General features: G+C 62.7%; 20 protein-coding genes. 1 reads left to right on the forward strand and 19 read right to left on the reverse strand.

Going from position 1 to position 21,252, the window contains the following annotated elements:
* Positions 1 to 26: 26 nt before the first annotated feature.
* The 7 genes from V5279_RS32105 to V5279_RS32135 form a co-directional block, all read right to left on the reverse strand.
* On the reverse strand, positions 27 to 560 hold the full coding sequence (locus tag V5279_RS32105) for a carboxymuconolactone decarboxylase family protein (RefSeq protein ID WP_338691141.1): 534 nt from the start codon (positions 558 to 560) through the stop codon (positions 27 to 29).
* Positions 561 to 582: 22 nt separating this feature from the next.
* Positions 583 to 1,587, reverse strand: coding sequence for a VOC family protein (locus tag V5279_RS32110; RefSeq protein WP_338691142.1), 1,005 nt, complete (start codon positions 1,585 to 1,587; stop codon positions 583 to 585).
* Between the two features lie 213 nt (positions 1,588 to 1,800).
* Positions 1,801 to 3,234: a phosphopyruvate hydratase gene (eno, locus tag V5279_RS32115; protein ID WP_414645858.1), complete on the reverse strand. Its 1,434-nt coding sequence runs from the start codon at positions 3,232 to 3,234 to the stop codon at positions 1,801 to 1,803.
* Positions 3,144 to 3,734 (reverse strand): cupin domain-containing protein, encoded by a 591-nt coding sequence (locus tag V5279_RS32120; protein ID WP_338691143.1) that lies wholly within the window; start codon positions 3,732 to 3,734, stop codon positions 3,144 to 3,146. Before V5279_RS32120 ends, eno begins: the two co-directional genes overlap by 91 nt.
* Positions 3,724 to 4,431, reverse strand: coding sequence for an ABC transporter ATP-binding protein (locus tag V5279_RS32125; protein WP_338701495.1), 708 nt, complete (start codon positions 4,429 to 4,431; stop codon positions 3,724 to 3,726). The genes V5279_RS32120 and V5279_RS32125 overlap by 11 nt, the downstream gene beginning before the upstream one ends.
* Positions 4,421 to 6,181, reverse strand: a complete 1,761-nt coding sequence (locus V5279_RS32130; protein ID WP_338691144.1) for a branched-chain amino acid ABC transporter ATP-binding protein/permease — start codon at positions 6,179 to 6,181, stop codon at positions 4,421 to 4,423. The genes V5279_RS32125 and V5279_RS32130 overlap by 11 nt, the downstream gene beginning before the upstream one ends.
* Positions 6,172 to 7,020, reverse strand: a complete 849-nt coding sequence (locus tag V5279_RS32135) for an ABC transporter permease subunit (RefSeq protein WP_166308409.1) — start codon at positions 7,018 to 7,020, stop codon at positions 6,172 to 6,174. Before V5279_RS32135 ends, V5279_RS32130 begins: the two co-directional genes overlap by 10 nt.
* A gap of 204 nt (positions 7,021 to 7,224) precedes the next feature.
* On the opposite strand from V5279_RS32135, the gene V5279_RS32140 reads away from it, so the two are divergent.
* Positions 7,225 to 8,004 (forward strand): fumarylacetoacetate hydrolase family protein, encoded by a 780-nt coding sequence (locus V5279_RS32140; RefSeq protein WP_224741777.1) that lies wholly within the window; start codon positions 7,225 to 7,227, stop codon positions 8,002 to 8,004.
* A 40-nt stretch (positions 8,005 to 8,044) separates the two neighbouring features.
* Here the strand turns inward: V5279_RS32140 and V5279_RS32145 are convergent, their stop codons facing one another.
* From V5279_RS32145 to V5279_RS32200, 12 genes are all read right to left on the reverse strand, one after another.
* Positions 8,045 to 10,066 (reverse strand): NAD(P)-dependent oxidoreductase, encoded by a 2,022-nt coding sequence (locus V5279_RS32145; protein WP_338691145.1) that lies wholly within the window; start codon positions 10,064 to 10,066, stop codon positions 8,045 to 8,047.
* A gap of 58 nt (positions 10,067 to 10,124) precedes the next feature.
* Complete coding sequence (locus tag V5279_RS32150) at positions 10,125 to 11,177, reverse strand: LacI family DNA-binding transcriptional regulator (protein WP_338691146.1); 1,053 nt, start codon at positions 11,175 to 11,177, stop codon at positions 10,125 to 10,127.
* Positions 11,178 to 11,404: 227 nt separating this feature from the next.
* Entirely contained in the window at positions 11,405 to 12,646 is a 1,242-nt protein-coding gene (locus tag V5279_RS32155; RefSeq protein ID WP_338691147.1) for a CaiB/BaiF CoA-transferase family protein, read from the reverse strand.
* Positions 12,647 to 12,650: 4 nt separating this feature from the next.
* Positions 12,651 to 13,838: an acyl-CoA dehydrogenase gene (locus tag V5279_RS32160; RefSeq protein ID WP_338691148.1), complete on the reverse strand. Its 1,188-nt coding sequence runs from the start codon at positions 13,836 to 13,838 to the stop codon at positions 12,651 to 12,653.
* A 54-nt stretch (positions 13,839 to 13,892) separates the two neighbouring features.
* Complete coding sequence (locus tag V5279_RS32165; protein ID WP_338691149.1) at positions 13,893 to 14,459, reverse strand: NAD(P)H-dependent oxidoreductase; 567 nt, start codon at positions 14,457 to 14,459, stop codon at positions 13,893 to 13,895.
* A 304-nt stretch (positions 14,460 to 14,763) separates the two neighbouring features.
* Entirely contained in the window at positions 14,764 to 15,822 is a 1,059-nt protein-coding gene (locus tag V5279_RS32170; RefSeq protein ID WP_338691150.1) for an MBL fold metallo-hydrolase, read from the reverse strand.
* Between the two features lie 100 nt (positions 15,823 to 15,922).
* Positions 15,923 to 16,975, reverse strand: coding sequence for an alpha/beta fold hydrolase (locus V5279_RS32175; protein ID WP_338691151.1), 1,053 nt, complete (start codon positions 16,973 to 16,975; stop codon positions 15,923 to 15,925).
* Positions 16,976 to 17,040: 65 nt separating this feature from the next.
* Positions 17,041 to 18,069, reverse strand: a complete 1,029-nt coding sequence (gene dmpG, locus V5279_RS32180) for a 4-hydroxy-2-oxovalerate aldolase (RefSeq protein ID WP_338691152.1) — start codon at positions 18,067 to 18,069, stop codon at positions 17,041 to 17,043.
* 29 nt (positions 18,070 to 18,098) lie between these two features.
* Positions 18,099 to 19,058 carry an acetaldehyde dehydrogenase (acetylating) gene (locus tag V5279_RS32185; protein ID WP_338701497.1) on the reverse strand — a complete coding sequence of 320 codons (960 nt, stop codon included), beginning with the start codon at positions 19,056 to 19,058 and terminating at the stop codon, positions 18,099 to 18,101.
* A 44-nt stretch (positions 19,059 to 19,102) separates the two neighbouring features.
* Positions 19,103 to 19,870 (reverse strand): 2-keto-4-pentenoate hydratase, encoded by a 768-nt coding sequence (locus V5279_RS32190; RefSeq protein WP_338691153.1) that lies wholly within the window; start codon positions 19,868 to 19,870, stop codon positions 19,103 to 19,105.
* Positions 19,867 to 20,685, reverse strand: a complete 819-nt coding sequence (gene mhpD, locus V5279_RS32195) for a 2-keto-4-pentenoate hydratase (protein ID WP_166305207.1) — start codon at positions 20,683 to 20,685, stop codon at positions 19,867 to 19,869. Before mhpD ends, V5279_RS32190 begins: the two co-directional genes overlap by 4 nt.
* Positions 20,686 to 20,705: 20 nt before the next feature.
* Positions 20,706 to 21,230 carry a heme-binding protein gene (locus tag V5279_RS32200; RefSeq protein WP_338691154.1) on the reverse strand — a complete coding sequence of 175 codons (525 nt, stop codon included), beginning with the start codon at positions 21,228 to 21,230 and terminating at the stop codon, positions 20,706 to 20,708.
* Positions 21,231 to 21,252 lie beyond the last annotated feature (22 nt).

The raw sequence follows: 21,252 nt of genomic DNA on the forward strand, positions 1-21,252 counted from the left end.
GTGCACGGCGGGGCCCGCACGTCCGCTCAGCGGTAGCCCTCTTCCAGCTCGATCGCGAGCGCTCCCATGATGCGGACACCGGAGTTGTACCAGGCGACCGTCAGCACGAGCTCGACCAGCTCGCGCTCGCTCAAAAAGGCCGCCACGCGATTCCAGCTGCTATCGCTCACGTTGACACGCAGGGTAGACTCTTTCGCGAATTCCATGACGGCGCGCTCCTCCGCGCTGAACAGGGGCGAGGTGTCGAACTTTCCGATCTCCTTGAGCTGCTCCGGGCTGATGCCGGCTTTTAACCCGTGTGACTGATGATGAGCGATCTCGTATTCGGAGGCCGTGCAGTGACCGACCGTCAGGATCGCCATCTCGCGCAGTTTCGGACTCAGTTTCGCTCCTCGCATCGCATTGGCGTAGGACAGGAACTGATCGAGAATTTGCGGCGCATGCGCCAGCGCCAGGAAGATGTTCGCCGTGGGCACCTTGCGCTCGCGCAGCAGGCGCTCGAACAGCGGCTTGCCTTCATCGCCGAGATCGGATGCTTGAAGATATTTGACCCGTGCCATCGCGGTACTTTCCTTTTCGCAGTCAGCTTTGTGACGAGAGCTTTTGAGCGTAGCTCTCGAGTGTTTCAGGGTTGGGTCGCACCGCAGGATCGACGACCGGCGAGCCGTCAAAGTCGGTCGCCTCGAAGTACCAGCGGGCCGGCGCCGGCAATCCCCAGTGCGCGCGGGTGCTGAGCGATGCCGCCTCCCAGCGCACCGGCTCGATCTCGATATCGATGGTCCGATAGTGGTCGGTGAACAGCTCGATCCGATGTCCATCCGGATCGCGCAGATAGACGAACAGCACGCCGCCGGGTCCGTGGCGGCCTGGCCCGCGCTCGACGCTATCAGCGAGCCCGTAATTGCCGGCGAGATCACAGGCCGCAAAGATCTGGTCGGCTCCCGGCACCAGATAGGCGAAGTGATGCAGCCGCGGCCCCTGCCCCTCGACGACAGCAAGATCCAGCACCGTGCCCTTGCGGTACATGAACGAGCCCAGCAACTTGTCGCCATGCGCGAGATATTCGGAGCTCCGGAAGCCAAGCTCGCCATAGAAGCCGCACAGCGCAAACGCATCGGGCGCGAGCAACTGATAGTGATCCAGCGACTGCGCCTGCGCGCCGGCGAATATCTCGCGCTTCAGATGCAGCCGCGGGCGGGTTTCCATCCGTGCGCAGAGCTCGATCTTGGTTCCGGCGGGATCTTCCACATGCAACGTACGCCCCTGGTGCGGCACCTCCGCCCATGAAGCCGGGAGATTGCGCGCTGTGAAGAACTGGTGGGCGAGTTCGAGCTCCTCATCGAAGAACACGCGCATTCCGATCCGCTTGCAGGTCGCGCCTTTGCGTGACTGGACCAGCACGAGGCTGTGGTGACAGGCTTCAGCGAGACCGCGCAGATAGCAAACGCCGTCGCTCTCATCGGAGACGACGAGCCCGGCGATCTTGACGTAGAAATCCTTGCTCCTCGCGAGGTCGGCCACGTGCAGGATGACGTGACTGGCGCGGGTGATGTTGAATGGCGGACGCAGATTGACGGGCGGCAACATCGGGGCCTCAGGCTTTTCCTCAAGTTTTTATGCTAACGTTAGCATTCACTATTGTGCAGAGCTCGACGGATTGTCAACAGCCAACTTGCCTCGATCCAGCTAAATTCCCGGTCTTCGATGCAGATCAGGCCGCACCGTGCCATTCTCGCGGGGAGACAGAATGATGACTTTTCTGCGCGAATCCTGCGAACGTTTGCGCGAAGCGCTACGCCCTCACACCGCTCGCGCCGCCACGGGAGAAACCTTGAAGGGCAGGGCGGACCAGCCACTGAACCTCGCGTCGGCGCCGAGTTCCTCCTCGATCCTCACGACCTCGTTCCACTTGGCCATCCGCTCCGAGCGCGAGAACGACCCCACCTTGAGCTGTCCCGCATCCCACCCGACGCTGAGATGCGCGATCGTCACATCTTCGGTCTCGCCGGAACGCGCCGACACGATGGTACCGAAGCCGGCTTTCTTGCCCGCAAGCAGCGCGGCATGCGCCTCGCTGACCGTGCCCGCTTGATTGGGCTTGATCAAAACCGCATTGGTGCTGGCTTCGGCCGCCGCTGCCGCGACGCGTTCGGCGTTGGTGACGAGGAAGTCGTCACCGATGATCTGGCACCGCGATCCGTATCGGCTGGTGAAGGCGCGGAAGCCATGCGAATCGTCCTCAGCTACCGGGTCTTCGATCGAAAGGATCGGATAGGCATCGAGCCATCCGCCCAGCATGTCAATCAATCCGCTGGTGTCGAGACGACGGCCATCGAGGGCGAGGACGTAGTATCCGTTCTCGCCGAACTCGGATGCGGCGATATCCAGCGAGATGCCGACCTCGGCCCCAGGCCGCAAGCCTGCATCCTGGATGGCCTGCATCAGGGTATCGAGTGCTTCTTCATTGCTGGTAAAAGCCGGCCAATAGCCGCCCTCATCGGCGACGCCCTGCAGCTTGCCGGTCCTCTTCATCAGTGCGCCGGCTGCGCGGTAGACTTCGGCGGTCCATTCGAGCGCCTCGCTGAAGCTGCGCGCGGCCGGACACATGATCATGAAATCCTGCACGTCGACACGCCGCGCCGCATGGGCTCCGCCGCCAAAGATCTGAATTTCGGGCAGCGGCAGACGAACCGCCCTGCCCTTTGCGAGATAGCGCCAAACCGGCTGCCGGCTCGCCGCCGCCGCCGCGTGCAGCAAGGCCATCGAGGTCGCGACGATGGCATTGCCGCCGAGCCGGCTTCGGTTCGGCGTCCCGTCAAGTGCGACCAGCTTCTCATCCAGTCGAAGTTGATCGCAGGCGTCCTGCCCAGCCAACGCCTGCGCGATATCGCCGTTGATCGACGCGAGCGCCTTCATCACGCCAAGACCGCCGAAAGCCGCGCCTCCGTCACGGAGTTCGAGCGCTTCGCCGCTGCCGGTCGAAGCACCGGCCGGCGCCGTGGCACGTCCAGTCGCGCCGCAAGTGAGCGTTACCTCGGCCTCTACCGTCGGCCGGCCCCGGGAATCCCAAACTCGACGCCCATGCACTCGGGCGATCGTTGTGTCAGTCATTTCAAGTTCCTGTTCTTCAATCTTGTTAATTCTTATCGCGTAATTGATTTCGACAAGGCCATCCGGCTCGCGCCGATGAGAACGAAAGCAAGCGTCGCCGGGCGATCGCTCTTGTTGCGCCAAGCGTGGCGTGTGCCATTCTGCACGACCACATCGTGCTTACGCAGGCAAGTCTGGCGCCCGTCGTCGAGTTCCAGCCAGATTTCACCGTCAAGCACGATACCGTAATCGACGCTGTCGGTCGCGTGCATCCCGTCCGGCTCGAAATGTTCGGCGAGACCTGGATTGAGGCGGAGGTTCTCCTCAGTCGCCGCTGCCGGATCGAAGTCCGGCGCCGCGAACACGCTGTCGGGCGGGAACGTGACGACGAGGAAACGGGTCTCTCCGGATGCCGGAGCAATGCTCGTCACCGACATCGTTGGGTCCACGTTCTTGACGGGCACGAGCGCCGTCTCCGCGGTCGCCCAGACCAGGCGCGAAACCATGCCGGGAATGCGCTGAAACACATCCGTACGCGGCGGCGCACCGTCCAGCACCACATCCGCCTTCCCTTCGCCATTGCACCCGGTGACGATCCGATTGATCGCAACGGGAACACCATTCCCTTGCGGGTCAGACGCCAAGATAAGCCTCTCGAATCTGGGGATCATTGAGCAGCAGTGCAGGGTCGCCCGAGGTTGCGATGCGCCCGTCCTCGATGACATAGGCATGATGGGCGAGCTCGAGCGCCTTGGTGATATTCTGCTCAACCAGCAACACCGCCACCCCGCGTTCGTTGATGGTGCGAATGATGCGGAACATGTCTTCAACGACGGCCGGCGACAGGCCGAGCGAAGGCTCGTCCAGCAACAACAGCCGCGGCCGCGCCATCAGGGCGCGAGCAATCGCCACCATCTGCTGCTGCCCGCCGGACATCGAGCCCGAAATCTGGTTGCTTCGCTCTTTCAGCACCGGAAACAGCGAAAAGACCTCGTGTAACGCCTCCTGGCGCGAGGCGTGCGCGGCCGCGCGGTAACTTCCGAGCTCAAGATTGTCCATGACGGTCATCTGGACAAACAGACGCCGCCCCTCCGGAACGATGGCGATGCCATGATCGCAGACGCGATATGCGGGAAGGCGCGCGGTGTCGACGCCCTCGATCAGGACTTCACCGCGGCTTGGCCGCAGCAGCCCTGCAATGGCGTTGATCAACGTGCTCTTCCCGGCCCCGTTTGGCCCGACCACCGAGACGATCTGGCCGGCGCCGACGGTGAGCGTCGCATCCCATAGTGCCGGCGCGTCACCGTACTTCACCTGGAGATTGCGAACCTCAAGCAGCATGGGAGGCCCCGAGATAGGCGGTGATGACGCGCGGATTCTGCATGGTCTCGCGCGGCGGCCCCAGCGCAAGCAGCGTTCCCTGGTCGAGAACTGCGATGCGATCGGCAAGCGCAACCACCGCCCGCATCAGGTGCTCGACAAAGATGATGGTGGTGCCACCGGCCCTGATCTTGCGGATCATGGCAACCGCCTGGTCAACCTCAGGCGGCGTCAATCCGCAGAGCACCTCGTCCAGCAGCAACAGGCGCGGCTGCGCGGCAAGCGCGCGTGCGAATTCGAGGAACTTGCGCTGGTGCAGGTTCAGCGTCGACGGCAGCAGATCGGCCTTCGCGGACAACCCGGTAAAGGCGAGCCATCGCCGCGCCGCATCATCAGGCGTCTCCTTGTCGCCCGGGTTGGCACCGCTGAAGCCGGCGCACAGCCGGACGTTCTCGAGCACCGTCATGCTGTCGAACAAGCGGGGAATTTGGTAGGTCCGCGCGATGCCACGACACGCGATTTCATGCGGCGGCAGGCCCGAAATGACGGCGCCGTCGAGCTCGATTCTGCCCGCCGTCAATCTGAAGTGGCCGCTGATCATGTTGATCAGGGTCGACTTTCCCGATCCGTTCGGACCGACGAGCGCGAGGATCTCGCCCTCATTGACCTGAAGATTGACCCCACGCAGCGCCCGGATGCCGCCGAACGATTTCGCGACATCGCGGCATTCCAGGATCACGTTGCCGCTCTGAAGCGGCGTCACATCGTCGGATTTCGTTTCGATCACGCGCAGCTGCTGAATGTCGGTTCGCTGCGATACCCCGCCACGAGAGAAGAGGCGCAACAGCCGAGGCGCGATCCCCTGAGGGATCGTCAGGATCACCACGATCAGCGCCAGGGCAACGACGGCCCGCCCAAGCTCGGCGTGCCCGCCGCCGACCGCGAGGCTCTGCGCCACCGTAATCAGCGTCGCACCGATCGCGGGCCCCGCCCAATGCCGCGCTCCGCCAAGGACGCTCATCAACACGACGTAGAGTGGCACGGTGACCGAGAATGTCTCGCCAACGGTGACGTACCCGACATAAATCGCCTGAATCGAACCTGCCGCCCCCGCGATCGCCGAAGAGACGGCGAAGGCGATCAGCTTGTAGCGGAGCGCCGGAACTCCCTTCACCTCTGCGACGTCCTCGTCATCGTGAATGGCGAGCAGCCCTTCGCCAAGTCTCGAGCGGAGGATTTGACGAGAAACGAGCAGTGCGATCGCGGCCAGCAGCAAGCCCATCAGATAAATCGAGCCGGACACCGAGGGCGCGATCTGAGGGACCGGGACATTGCTGAGATAGACGCCGGCGCCGCCGTCGATCGAGGTATTCGAGATGATGGCTGCGAGCACGAAGGTGACCGACAGTGTCAGCAGCGCAAAGAACTCCCCGCGCAGCCCCTTGTTGCGAAACACGACAAGCCCGATCGCCACGGCAAGAAGCGCCGCGACTGCCGCTGCCAGCGGAATGGTCAGGAGGAACGGCACCTGGAACTTTCCGCAGAGGGTCGCGGTCGTATAGATTCCGGCGCCGAAGAACGCAGCGTGGCCAAAACTCCAATAGCCCGTGTAGCCGCTCAGGATGCCCCAGCTTGTGGCGAGCGCGACCCAGAAGCAGACGACGTACAGATATGACAGGTAGAAGTCCGCGACACCGGTAAATGGCAGCAGCACCAGCAGCAAGATCGCAGCCGGGATCGCCACGCGAGCACTTTTCTCGATCAGAGCCATCGTGGCTTCCACAGCAAGAGAGCGATCAGGATCGAAAACGCGACCAGCGGCGCCCAGGCCGGATTGACGAGCGCCATCGTCACGGCCTCGGAGACGCCGACCAGCACGCCGGCGGCAAGCGCACCGAGCGGGTTCGCCAATCCTCCAATAATCACAACAGCGAAGATGACGCCGATCCACGCCTCGATCTGCGACGGCGCAAGCGTCGAGGTGAGCGCAATGAATACGCCGGCAACCCCAGCCGACGCCGCACATAGACCAGCGAGCAGATAGGACAGGCCGGCTGCATTGATGCCGAATGCGGCGGCGACCGGCCCGTCCTGCGCCACAGCGCGTAACGCTTTTCCAAGCATCGTTCGGTTCAAGCCAAGCCAGGCGCCAAGCGCGAGCGCTGCCGCGAAACCAAATGCGACCAGCTCCAGCAGCGGAATGTAGAGCGAGCCGAGCCGCAGTGTATCCTGCGTATGGCTTGTCTCATATTTGAGGTAGTCGGCCGACCAAACCCACTGGATGAACGATTCAATGAGAACCGTCAGCCCAAACGTCACGAGCATCGACGCGAACTCGCCAACCTTGAAGCGAACGAAGACCGCGTGCAACGCGACGCCGATCAGAAAAAACGCGGGCAAGATCGCCAATCCGGAAACCCAGATCGGCCACCCGAATCTCGTACCAAGGCCGTAGCCGATATAGGCGGCAAGAAACGCCAGCGCGAAGTGACTGAGATTGACCAGGCGCAGCAACCCCCAGCTCAAGCTGAGCCCCAGAGCCAGCAATCCGTATATGCCGCCGAGCAGCACGCCACCGATTGTCGACTGCGCGAGCAACGTAAAGCTCATCCCGCCCCTCTGGTTTCCGCCCTTGGCGCGCGCGACGGCAAGACGTCGACGCAGCTTGTTGAAGATCAATCCATCTTAATGCTAACGTTTGCACAACTCACACACGACTGTCAACTCGGTTAATTCCAATGAACCTGTGCCCATACCGCTTGACCAAGCTGCGGCGAGATAGCTAACGTTAGCACAAATCACGGCAAGGCGAGGATGATCATGCATATCGTCAGATACGCTCTGGACGGTCGGGCGCACTACGGAATTCTTGACGGCAACCAAATCACGCGCCTGGAAGGCTCGCCCTTCGACGGCCTCGACAAGGCGGGACCGACGGACAGCCTTGCCGACGCGCGCATCCTTGCGCCTGTCGATCGACCCCGAGTGTTCGGCCTCGCCTACAATTACAGAGCTCATTCGCAAGAGACGGGTAAATCTGATCCGCAGGCACCCGTTCTCTTCATGAAACCGAGCACGGCGGTGGTCGGCCACGATGACTCGATCATCTACCCTCACGATGGCGAGATCGTCCATTTCGAAGGCGAGTTGACGGTCATCATCGGCAAGCAGGGCCGGCACATCTCCGAAGCCGACGCGCTCGACTTCGTATTTGGCTACACCTGCGGGAATGACGTCAGCGACCGCGTGGTCCAGCGCCGCGAGAGTGCCTTCGGATGTCTACTCGCCGGCAAAGGGTATGACACCTTTGCCCCGTTGGGACCGGCGATCGTCACCGGGCTCGATCCGTCAAGCCTGCGTGTCATCACGCGCGTCAACGGCACCGTCCGTCAGGACGCAAGCACCGCGGATCTGGTCTTCTCGGTCCCCACCACCATCGCCTATCTCAGCCGGTTCATGACCCTGCTGCCGGGCGACGTGATCATGACCGGCACGCCAGCGGGCGTGGGTCCGATCAAGATCGGCGACACGATCGAGGTTGAGATTCCCGGGATCGGCGTGCTTCGTAACGACGTGAAGGCAGAGCGCATCTGACCAGCGCTTCCGGCTCGGCTTCGATCGGCGCGATTGCGCTCTAGCGGAATGATCGAAGCCAGCGCTCGCTGATATCAGACAGCTGGGTCACAGGCTGACGCAGCAGCGGCACCGCAAACGAACGGACATGATCCCGCTGTTGCTCGTCGGTGAGATATTCCACCGGCGACTTGCCATCGACCCGCGCCAGCAAGAGCCCCGGCAGCAAGTCGGCGGCCCGAGCTTCCAGCGCCGCGCGCGATTCCCAATTGAGCTCCGCGCAATAGGCTTCGGCAAGGGCTGCGAACGCCGACATCAATTCGCTGCGGCGCGCGTCGAGAGGCAGGCACTTCAGAAGCAAATGGTTGAGACAGAATGCCAGGTCGAACGCCGGATCGCCGAACCAAGCGCACTCCGCGTCAAGCAACACCGGTCCTCGCGGGCCGACAAGGATGTTTTTCGGACTGACGTCCCCGTGCACCAGCGCGATTTGCGCAGCAGCAGTGCGCTGGGCCAAGTCAGTCAGCCGCCCTGCGACCGGGGCGTGCACCTTCGCCGTCGCAATCAGGTATGGTTCGATGCGCAAGGCATAGAAGTTGTCACGAGTGTCGAACGTTTTCGCCAGACGCGCTTGCCCGGCACTTGCGGCATGAAGACGCCCGACGAGCCGGCCGACGGCCGCCGCAGTTTCGCTTGAGACCTCCCCGGCCAGCAACTGATCCTTCCAGACGTGATGCTGCGCGGGCTCAAGAAACGACATCGCAAACAGGCCGGCCTCCGGATCGTGGGCCAGCGGCCGCGGGACGTTGTCGGGACAATGCTCCACCGCGAACAGCATCCACGCCCATTCGTAGGCGTTGCGCGAAACCGGCGCCTGCCAATCGGCAGAGACCTTCAATTTCGCCAGCGCCCGTTTCACGCAAAGCGACCGGCCGGGCAAGTCGGCCCGCCAGATGTCCGAGGAAACACCGCCCGCGAGGGCGGACCAGCGCGCGGTTTCGTCGGCGCCTGCAAGCCCCTTCGAGACGAGAAAGGCATCAAGCTTCGGATCGGGGCTGGCTCCGACGACGGCTCCGATGGGGCGGCTCACGGTGTTCATGCCGCCCCCCCCCCCGCCATTGCGCGGAACGGGAGAGTTGCGCGGCTGTTGCGGCTTCTGACCCTTCAGGACGCGGACGACATCTTCGGCCGCTCGCTCGCGAAGTTCGCGCAAGGATGCATCCGACGAAAACGCGACGTGAGGGGTGATGATCGCGCCGGACTGGGCAAGCAACCGTAGAGGAACGCTCGGCTCCGTCTCGAGAACATCGAGCGCCACGCCGGAGATTCTCCCGCCCTCGAGCGCTTCGATGACCGCCTCGGTGTCGACCACTCCTCCGCGGCTGACATTGATCAGAAGGCTTCCAGGACGCATCAATGCGATGCGCTTGCGATTGATGAGATGACGCGTCGCACCGGTCAGCGGTGCGTGAACGACGACAACATCGCTCTGCGACAGCAAGGCTTCCAGACTGACCGGCTGCACACCTGAAGGCTCACCTGTTATGTGAGGATCGAAAGCGAGCAGGCGGCAACCGAACGCGGCAAGCTTGCGCGCGGTCGCGCGACCAATACGTCCGAAGCCGACAATACCACAGGTCAGTTCGGACAGACGGCGAAGCTTTGCCCCGGAGGGATTCCAGCTGCCGGCACGCACCTCCCGATCGAACAGAACAATCCCCCTGGTCCAGGCTAGCGCAAAGCCGACGGCATGATCGGAGACCTCCTCGACGCAATAATCGGGCACATTGGTGACCCATATGCCGCGGCTGGTCGCAGCTTCGACCGCGATATTGTCAAGTCCGACCCCTAGCCTTGCCACGATCTCCAGCCCGGCAGAGGCGGCGATCGCGTTGGCCGATACCGGCGCCCAGCATGTCATGATGGCGGCAGGCTGATGCTCCAGGGCAAGTGCTTCGATGGCTTCGGCGGACGAGGGCGTCGCCGGACCGCTGACCAGACGCATACCGGCGTCCTCGACGATTCCGCGCTCGATGGAATCGTCCGGCCACGCATAGTCGGTCAGTAGCACAGTGCTGTTCATCGTCGAAAACCCATTGCTATCAATGGCAGTCCGCGCGGGTCACGTCCCGCTGGATTCATCAGCCCGCGGACGCGGAAACGCCCCTCGCCGCGCGGCCATCCGGCGCCCGCGAAAACTCGCAGGTGCTGCCCCGCACGATCAGTGTCGGTGGCGTGATCGAGCTGTATGGGGCGGCGTTGACGGATTTGTGCTTGATTTGATGGACGAACCAAAGCCCGCAGGCTGTAGCCAGCTCCGATACCGGCAGGCTGATCGTTGTCAGGCCGGGGCCCCACCAACGAAAGCCGAGTTCATCGCCGAAGCCGACGACGGAAAGCTGCTGGGGTATCCGGACGCCCCTCACATGCAGCTCTTCAAGAACACCTTGGGTGATCTGGACGGAGCCGATCACAACGGCCGAGGGTGGCTTGGGCAGGGCCAGCATTCGGCGCAACGCTTCGCTACCAAACTCCATCGAGGATGGCGGCCCAAGCTCTACCAGACCATCATTCTTCGCGGACGGGTTGGCAAGAGCACTGCGGTATCCATGCAGGCGCGCGGCGCCTGTCGGCAGTTCGGCGAGGCCGCCGATATAGCCGATGCGGCGATGGCCCAATTGAACAAGGTGTCTTGTTGCTTGATGCATCGCTGCCGTGTCATCCATCCCGAACCACTGCTCTCCGAGAGTGGAGATCCTTCGCAGCAGCTGGATGTGCGGAATGGCCTTCAGGAGACGGACCGAACTGGGATGCGGCTTTGCGCTGGGCACGATGATGACGCCGGCGACATTCGCACTGGTCAGTTCGCGGATGTGACGCAACTCGGTCATCCGGTCGTCATCCGTTTCCGAAAGCGTCAGTTGGTAGCCAGCTTCCTCCAGACATTTTGACAGCCCGTGCGCGATCGTCGAATAGAAGCTGTTGCGGATATCCGGAACGACCAGACCTACGAGATTGCTGGAGACACCGCGCATGATCTGCGCGGCCCGGTTGGCGACATAGCCGATCTCGTCTGCGACCTCGGCAACCTTCTGCTTGACCGCACGGCTGATGCGGGGGTCATCCGCCAACGCCCGTCCGACCGTCGAGGGCGACACTTGCAAACGAGCTGCGATGTCCTTGATGGTGACCATGAGCCTGCTGAACGTCTCTTTCACGCGAAAAGCGCGCACGCTGTGTGACGACGATAGCACAAATCTAGAATGCGCCCAGCGCAATATCCAGCTATGCCGGCTATATATTGCAGCCGCCAGAGAACCATCGCCAACATATCGAGGAACTGGATCACTAACGTTAGCACTGCGTACCGCAATTTTCCCGATTTGACTGCTGATCAGCATGGTGACACCCGGCTCGCGGTCTAAACCGCGCGGCGCGCGCGGAGCGCGACAAGTTCCGACGAATCGATGCCAAGCCATGATTGCAACACCTCATCGGTATGCTGCCCCAGCACCGGCGGGGCGTGTCGATACGCGACCGGCGTTGCGGACAGGCGAATGGGATTGGCGACCAGCGGCACGACTCCGCCCAGCGGATGATCCATCTCGACGCGCATGCCGCGAGATTGAACCTGCGGATCTTCGAACACACGCTCCACGCTGTTGATGGGGCCACACGGCACGCTGGCCGCATCCATTGCGGACACCCAGGCACTGGTCGTGCGGGTCACGGTGACGCCTCGCATCAATTCCACCAGTTCGTCGCGGTTGGCCACCCGCTGGGGATTGCTTGCGAAGCGCGCGTCCGCGGACCAGGCAGGCCGATCCAGCACGGCGCAAAGCTTGACGAACTGGCGGTCATTGCCAACCGCGATGATCATGTGGCCGTCGGCGGTCGGAAAATCCTGATAGGGAACGATGTTTGGGTGGGCATTGCCGAGACGCCGTGGGCGCTGACCGCCGACCAGAAAATTCAGCGCCTGATTGGCAAGGGTGGCGACCTGAACATCGAGCAGGGACAGATCGATGTGCTGGCCATTGCCGCTTCGCTCGCGATGCGCCAGCGCCGACAGGATCGCGATGGTGGCATAGAGACCGGTCATGACATCGACCAATGCCACGCCGACCTTCACCGGGCCTCCCCCGTTCGCGCCGTCGGGCAAGCCGGTCAGGTCCATCAGCCCACCCATGGCCTGGATCAGGAAATCGTAGCCCGGCCGAGCCGCGTAAGGCCCTGTCTGGCCGAAACCCGTGATCGAGCAGTAGATCAGCCGCGGATTGGCGGACTTCAGGCTTTCATAGTCCAATCCATATTGCCGCAGTCCGTCGACCTTGAAGTTCTCGATGACGACATCCGCGCTGGCGGCGAGCCGCTGCACGATGAGCCGTCCATCCGGATGATTGAGATCGGCGGTGACGGATCTCTTGTTGCGGTTGGCACAAAGATAGTAAGCGGCTTCCGACGTCTCCTGCCCCTCGGCATCCCTGAGCCAGTGCGGCCCCCACAACCGCGTGTCGTCGCCGCTCTCCGGCCGCTCGATCTTGACGACGTCGGCTCCAAGATCTGCCAGCAACTGACCCGACCATGGCCCGGCAAGTACGCGCGACAGATCAAGCACCCGCAGGCCGGCAAGCGCTCCCGAGATGTTGGAGGCTGCGGTCATCGGACTAGAATGCCGCAATGCCGGTGATGGCGCGCCCCAGGATGAGGGCATGCACATCATGGGTGCCTTCGTAGGTGTTTACCACCTCCAGATTCACCAAGTGGCGCGCGACACCGAACTCATCGCTGATGCCGTTGCCGCCGAGCATATCACGCGCGGCGCGAGCGATCTCCAGCGCCTTTCCACAGGAATTGCGCTTCATGATGCTGGTGATCTCCACCGCCGCAATCCCCTCGTCCTTCATGCGACCGAGACGCAGGCAACCTTGAATCCCGAGCGAGATTTCGGCGAGCATGTCAGCAAGCTTTTTCTGGATCAGCTGATTGGCGGCGAGAGGCTTTCCGAATTGCTTGCGGTCCATTACGTATTGACGCGCCGTCAGATAGCAGTCTTCCGCAGCCCCCAGCGCGCCCCATGCGATGCCATAGCGCGCGCTGTTCAGGCATGTGAACGGCCCCTTGAGGCCGCGAACGTCGGGGAAAGCGTTCTCCTCCGGGCAGAAGACCTGGTCCATGACGATCTCTCCGGTGACGCTGCTGCGTAAGCCGACCTTGCCGTGGATCGCCGGCGCAGACAGCCCCTTCCAGCCCTTCTCGAGCAGGAAACCTCTGATCTCGCCTGCGTCATCCTTGGCCCACACGACGAAGACGTCGGCGATCGGGCTGTTGGTGATCCACATCTTCGATCCAGAGATCGAATAGCCGCCGGCGACTTTCCGGGCGCGGGTCGCCATGCTTCCCGGATCCGAACCATGATTTGGTTCCGTCAGACCGAAGCATCCGATCAACTCGCCGGTTGCGAGTTTTGGGAGATATTTTTGCTTCTGCGCCTCGGTCCCGAATTCGCTGATCGGCACCATGACGAGAGAGCTTTGCACGCTCATCATCGAACGGTATCCCGAGTCTACCCGCTCGACCTCGCGGGCGACCAGGCCGTAACAGACATAGTTCAAGCCGGCTCCGCCGTAGGCTTCCGGGATTGTCGCGCCGAGCAGACCCAACTCTCCCATCTCCCGAAAGATGGCGGGGTCAGTTCGCTCCCCTCGAAACGCTTCAGGCATACGCGCGCGCAAATGCTTCTGGCTGTAAGAGCGCGCGGAATCGCAGACCGCCCGCTCGTCTTCCGTCAATTGGACATTGAGCAGAAGCGGATCGTCCCATTGAAATGCTGGCTTATGCGAAGCAGTGTTCATCTGTTCTCTGCAATCTCGTGTCGTTGCCAATCTGCGAGAAGGCCCTGACTACCGTCAGCCTCCCAAACGGCTCCTCTCAAATCCGGCGACCCACTCGGCGTACTTGTCCATGAATGTTTGCAGGAAGGCTCTCGTACCTTCGTTCGCGATATCGCCTTCGTCGCTGATCAGTCCTTCAGTGAACCGGAGGCAAACCTCGGGCTGACCAAGGGTCGGAACGTCGAGATAGCCAAGCATTGAACGCAGATGCGCCTGCGCAACCGCGGTACCGATCGTTCCAACCGACGCTCCCGCGATGGCGGCCGGCTTTCTCGACCACAAGCTCTTGCCATATGGACGTGAAGCCCAATCAATGACGTTTTTCAGCATGGACGGGATGGAGCGGTTATGCTCCGGCGTCACGAACAGCAGTCCGCGCGCCGTCTCGATCTGCCGCCGCACCCGCACGACTTCGGATGGCATGCCCTGCTCGCGGTCCTGATTGAAGAGCGGCAGGTCGTCGAGCGCGGCGAAATCGAACTGAAGTCCCTGAGGCGCCAAACGGACCAGAGCTCTTGCGAGCTTGAGATTGATGGAAGTCTTACGCGCGCTTCCGACAAGGACGAGGATGCTTTGGCTCATGGTGGTACGGACTCGGCTTCAGATTAGATGATGAGACTTGCGCTAACGATCGCCTTATACTGTTCATATGATGCACGATCTAAGGCGAAAATCTTATGCTAACGTTTGCATAATCGGCCAAGCTTGTGGTGTCAAGCCCGCCCTCCCCACGAAAATAGCTGCATTCCGGGGAGCCCTCTTGCCAGCACCACACCGCGTTCGTTCCCAGGCGAGGGGAACGGCGGCCACGGCCCGCGCGTAGCTCGCCATTCGATCCGGCCTGTTAGAAGCCGCGATCGCGCAAATGCGACAGTCGTTCGCCGGTCTATCCGAATGAGTAATTCAGCGGCACGTAGGTGTAGGTTGTCGCGCCATCGCGTCGCACGTGGCCAAGTCCAGGGAATGATATGTGGGCCCCACCGATCAAGTAGCCGTTCCCCGCCGCCTGCGCGAAGGCGAGCTCATGGACGTGCTCGGCCTCCGACGGATTCACATCGTACCGGATTGTGACCGTGGGGTCCTCAAACTGAATGGCAGCGACGTGCACGACGTCACCCCAGAGCAACAACTTCTCGCCCCCGCTCTCGACCATGTACATCGTGTGCCCGGGCGTATGGCCATAGGCGGTTTGCGCGCGAACGCCAGCAACGAGAGCGGTGTTGCCCTCGAAAACGATCAGCTTGCCCGCTCGCTGGTATGGCGTGATCGAAATGGTTGCGGCCTGGAAGAATCGCTTCGCTTCCTCCGGCGCGGCACGCATGTTTGCGTCGCTCAACCAGAACTCCACCTCCCGTTTGTCGACGCGCACAATCGCGTTGGGAAAGGCTCGCTGGCCTTCGGCCATCAGGCCGCCAATGTGATCGGCGTGCAGATGGGTGAGATAAATCTCGTCAACCTGCTCGGGCTGATAACCCGACGCGCGAAGGTTGTCCAACAGGTGACCTGTACCTGGCCCCAGCAGTGATCCGGCGCCTGCGTCGACCAGGATCAGCTTGGCACCGGTGTTCACGAGAAACGAATTGTGAGATGTCTCGACGAGGTCGCCGAGGTAGTTGTACTTCAGCATCTCCTCGAGACGAGTGGGGTTGCCTTGCAGCAGCTTTCTGGCAGGGAGCATGTTGGTGCCGTCGGATAGCGACGTCACCTCAAAGTCACCGAGCGTCAGGCGATAGAACCCCGGCGCTTGTCTTTTCACCATTGGCGCGTCGGCCGACGCCAGCCCGGGCTGGCAGCACACGCACATAGAACCGGCCAGCAAAAATGCGCGGCGGGTTAGGCTTGGTCCGCCGCGCTTGCTGGGCCGGACCGGACCGACGGCTTTCGCCTCATCGAACCACTGCTCGACCTCCACCCGCCAAGTGGACATTTCGGCTCCGTCAGCCATGGAAACTCTCCTGCTCATATCTCAAGCTCGCTCGCGTGGGGCGAACAACAAGTCGCACACCCACCGACCGTAGGGAGCGTAACCTCTTCCGGAAGTGTCATCACTTGACGTTGCTCGCGATCCACCCGAGCACGAAATCCGCTACCTGGAGGTTATTTCTGTCCTGCATCATCATGTGGGAATTGCCCTTGATCCCCACATCGGGAAGTCGAATGAGGGTAGCCCTGCCCTCCTGCTGCTCGTTGATGCGTTCCACGACAGCCTTTCGGCCTTCGTAGCGAGGGCGACCGGTGAAGACGGGAGAGTCGACGTGATCGCCGAACAGTTCGAGCACCGGGATGCCCCGGTAAGCTTCGATCTGCGCCTCCGTCGGGACGATGGCCTGCGCGCCTTCAATGTTGACGATGGCCTTGATCAGACGAGGTCGCATCTCAACAAGCGCATCTGCGAATGGGCCAGCGAGCGAATGAACGACAACCACGGCTGGACCGATCTTGTCGAGCAGCGCCGCAAGTGCTCGGGGCGCAGTTGCCATCGCACCGCCCTCGAGCGTCGCCTCTCCGAACGGCACAGCTTGCGACCCGAAGGCGCCGAACGCCTCAACCGGGAACTGAGTGTCCGGATACGCCGTGCCGTATGCCGGCCCGAAACGAAAGAGCGGCCACGCAAGCTCACTCGTTACCATGAGGACGTTGCCTGGCAATGGAGCCACGCTGGACTCGGCCTTTGCCTGGTTGATCGCGGTTGCGTTGAACCCCGAGCGACCACGCCCGGGTGTATCCACGACGTAAACCGCGTGGCCTCTGCGCGCCAGGTAGGTCGCCCAGCCCTCGCGGCCATCCGGCGTGGTCTCATAGCTCATGCCGGTCAGTCCGCCGCCGTGCACGAGCACAATCGGCGTCGGACTGACAAGCTGGGCCGGGATCCGATAGTGCACATACATCTGGTCGACCGTCACCGTGCCAAGCTTCGACGGCCCCGCCGGGGAGGCGCCCGGATGCGAAGAGAGCACGTTCGTTCCATTGACGAAGAACATTCCTTCGTCCGCCAGATTAAGCGGCCCGCCAAGAGATGCCGCCAGCGCCCTGTCGGCTGTGGCACAGCCGGCAACCAGGATCCCAATTCCGAATAGCGCGCGCGACAGCAGGTGCATGGAGGCCTCCAATGTGTTTGATCGTCAGATTGGGACGTTCAGGCCACTTTGCTCATCGCTGGCTCTCATGCAGGGCGTTCATGCTGGACGGACTTCAGCAGATCCAGTGCGACGTCGACGATCATGTCCTCTTGGCCCCCGACCATCTTGCGTTTGCCCAGCTCGACCAGGATATCGACCGTCTTCAGTCCGTACTTGCGTGCCGCGGTCTCCGCGTGACGCAGGAAACTCGAGTATACGCCGGCGTAACCGAGCGACAGCGTCTCACGGTCAACGCGCACCGGCCGATCCTGCAGGGGCCGCACAAGGTCGTCCGCCGCATCCATCAGGGCATACAGTTCCGTGCCGTGATTCCAGCCCATGCGGTCGGCTGCGGCGATGAAGACTTCCAGCGGAGCGTTGCCCGCACCGGCGCCCATCCCGGCCAGGCTGGCGTCGACGCGGTCGGCCCCTTCCTCCACGGCAGCGATCGAGTTGGCGACGCCCAGGCCGAGGTTGTGATGGGCATGAATGCCCGTCTGCGTCTCAGGTTTCAGCACCTCCTTGAAAGCCCGGAAGCGATCCCGCACGTCGTTCGTGCTGAGTGCTCCGCCGGAGTCGACGACGTAGACGCAAGTCGCGCCGTAGCTTTCCATCAGCTTGGCCTGCTCCGCGAGCTTCCGAGCCGTCGTCATGTGACTCATCATCAGGAACCCGACCGGATCCATGCCCAACTCGCGCGCATACTCCAGATGCTGGCGCGAAACATCCGCCTCGGTGCAATGCGTAGCTACGCGCACGACGCGTGCGCCGGCATCATAGGCGTGGCGCAAATCATGCGTGGTGCCGATGCCTGGCAGCAGCAGTGTGGCGACCTTTGCCTGCGCGACCGTTTCGGCGACGGCAGAGATCCACTCGACGTCGGTGTGCGCCCCGAATCCATAGTTGAAGCTGGCCCCTTCGAGGCCTTCGCCGTGCGCTACCTCAATGCTGTCGACACCGGCTGCATCCAGCGCCGCGGAGATCGCCCTCACCTGGGCGATGCTATACTGATGGCCGATCGCATGGCTGCCGTCGCGCAGCGTCACGTCCGAGATGTAGAGCTTCTTGCTCATGCCAACACTCCCCTATGGTTCGCCGGAACTCACGCCGTTTGCTTTAACCCGCGCGCGATGCCTGCCTCGATACGCCGGCGCGCCATCATGTCGCCGCAGGCCAGGGCCGCCGAGGTCATGATGTCCAGGTTGCCGGCGTAGGAAGGCAGGTAGTGTGCTGCGCCCTCGACCTCGAGGAATACGGACGTCTTCAACCCATGCCGCGGCCCAAGCTTCGGCACGTTGAGCGGCGCAGCCGGTGGAATGATATCGAACTGCACCTGCTGCTTGAGACGGTAACCTGGCACATAGGCCTGCACGCGCGCGACCATCCCAGCGATGCTTGCCTCGATCGCGGCCTGCTCCGCAAGTTCGGACAGCACGAACACCGTGTTGCGCATCATGAGCGGCGGTTCGGCGGGGTTCAGCACGATGACGGCTTTGCCGCGTTCGGCCCCGCCGAGTTTTTCAATCGCTGCGCGCGTTGTTTCAGTGAACTCATCGATGTTGGCTCGCGTGCCCGGCCCGGCCGACTTGCTCGAGATGGACGCTACAATCTCCGCATAGTGAACTTTTGCAACGCGAGACACGGCAGCGACGATCGGGATCGTGGCCTGTCCGCCGCAGGTCACCATGTTCATGTTGGAGGCGTTCTCGGCCTCCAGATTGATCGCCGGAATCACGTAGGGACCGACAGCCGCGGGGGTGAGGTCGATCACCTGGGCGCCCAGACGCTGCAGCACCTCATTGTGATGCCGGTGAGCGCCCGCCGAAGTGGCGTCGAAGGCGACATCGATCTCCTCGAACGCATTCAGCTTGAGCAGTCCGTCGATGCCGTCGGCGGTGGTCGGAACGTTGAGCCGCTTGGCCCGCGCGAGGCCGTCCGACTTGGGATCGACACCTATCATCGCGCCCATTTCGAGGTGCTTGGCGTGCCGCATCAGCTTGATCATGAGATCGGTGCCGATGTTGCCGGATCCGATGATCGCGGCTTTGACTTTGTGATTCATGCGCTGCTCATGTCCATGGCTTGTGAGCTTATGAAGGGCGTCGATCACGCCTGCATATGGAAGCCGGCGACGCCCAGCCTTTCCATCTCGATCGAGATATACTGGCCCGGCTTCAGCCACTCCGCCGGAGTAGCACCGCCGGCCATCACCACCCAGCCTGCCTGTAGCGGCTCGCCGGCAGCTTCCGACAGGCGCGCAGCGGCAACCAGCGAGCGGAGCGGATGACCAAGGATCGCCGCTGTCGATCCCACCTGGACGACGCGGCCGTCAATGCTCATGGTGAGGCCGAGATTGCTGAAGTCATCGCGCGGGTTGCACCACGGCCCGACCACAAATCCGCTGGATGACGCGTTGTCGGCGATCACGTCGGGCAGCGTGAATTTGAAATCCTGATAGCGGGAGTCGATGACTTCGAGCGCAGGCGCGACCGCCTCCACGCTGGCAAGCGCTTCGGCGGCGGTGACATGGCCCGATAACGGCTTCTTCAGCACGAACGCGATTTCGGGTTCTGCGCGCGGATGCACGAAGCGCGCGAACGAAGTTGCCATGCCTTCCTCGATCAGCATGTCGTCGGTAAGACGGCCCCAGATGACGTCGCCGATGCCCATCTGGACCATCTTGGCGCGGCTCGTGAATCCCATCTTCACGCCGGCGCGTCGCGCGCCGCGGGAGATGCGGCGTTGGATGGACGCACGCTGGATCGCGTAAGCATCTTCCAGCGGCATCTTTCCCTCGGGGTCGATCTGCGTGACCTCACGAGAGGCGCGCGCCGCACTGTCCAGCCGCTCGGCCAATTCGTCCACTTGGATCATGTGAGTTGTCTTCCCGCTTGGTCGGCCTCAAACACAGCCTTGACACTGCCCAAACCATTGATGTGAGCATCGAAGATGTCGCCTGGGTTGACGGCGACCATGGGTCCGAGCGCGCCGGAAAGCACCAGGTGACCGGCGCGGAGCGGCTGCCCCAGAGCAGCCATCGTCCGGGCAAGCCAGACCACTGCATTGAGCGGGTTGCCGAGGCACGCCGCACCGGCACCGACGGAGACGGGCTCGCCGCGCCGATTCATCACCATGCCGCACAGCCTGAGGTCGACATCAGACAACCTCTTCGGCATGCCTCCAAGCACGTAGGCGCTGGACGAGGCGTTGTCTGCCACGGTGTCGACGAAGCGGATGTTCCAGTTTGCGATGCGGCTGCCGACAATCTCCAGTGCGGGCAGCAGGTGATCGATTGCCTGGATGACATCTACGTGTCCGGGATTATCCATGTCCAGGTCGCGTCCGAGGACGAAGGCGACCTCCGCCTCGACCTTTGGCTGCAGCAGTCCGCGCATCGAAATCGGTTCGGCGTCGCCGAACCCCATGTCGTCGAACAGCATGCCGAAGTCGGGCTGATCGACGCCGAGTTGCGCCTGCACCGCCTTCGCCGTCAGTCCGATCTTGCAGCCGACGATGCGTGCGCCCTGCTCACTCACACGATGCTCAGTGTTCAGGCGCTGGATCGCATAGGCCTCGGCCGCCGTCATCTGTGGGAATGTCTCGCGCAGCGGGGCGATGGCATTGCCCATGCGAGCAGCGCGGCGCAGAGAGCGCGCGGCGCAGGCGATATCGATGGAAGATGTGGACATGGCGTTATCGTTCGTGATCGTCAGAGGGAACGGTCGCCGAGACCCACCTTGGCGTAGATCTCGTTGACATGCTGCTTGACACTGTCGGGAGTCGTGTCGTGCTCCGGCTGGTGCGCCCAGCCCACTCGCGCGCGCGCGTGCCGGCCGATCTCCTCGTCCTGGTCGCTGGTGGCGCCGCTGATGCCGTAGGCGCCGACCATCTCGGCACCCCTGAAGATCGGCGCACAGCCGCCGGAGGCGACGATCTGGCCATTGGTGAATACCGCAGCGTTCATCAGCATCTGCGGGTTGCGTTCCTTGAACCACTGCTGGATGACCAGCCCATCCGGGAAGCGCGGGCTCATCGACCGGAAAGCGGCGACGGTGAACGCCTTGGCGCGCGCCGTGTCAGGCGTGATGAAGCCGGCATCGTCCATGCGCTCAAGCGCGATCAGGTGCCCCTCGGGCCCGACGATCGCGACCGAGATCGGAACGCCCATTTCGGCTGCCTTTTCGGTGACAGCCTGGATGAACTCGCGGCACTCCGCGGCTAGCAGCTTGGCCATGTGCAATCTCCTTCGTTGAACG

Source organism: Bradyrhizobium sp. 26S5 (genome assembly GCF_036923295.1).
Classification (GTDB): domain Bacteria; phylum Pseudomonadota; class Alphaproteobacteria; order Rhizobiales; family Xanthobacteraceae; genus Bradyrhizobium; species Bradyrhizobium septentrionale.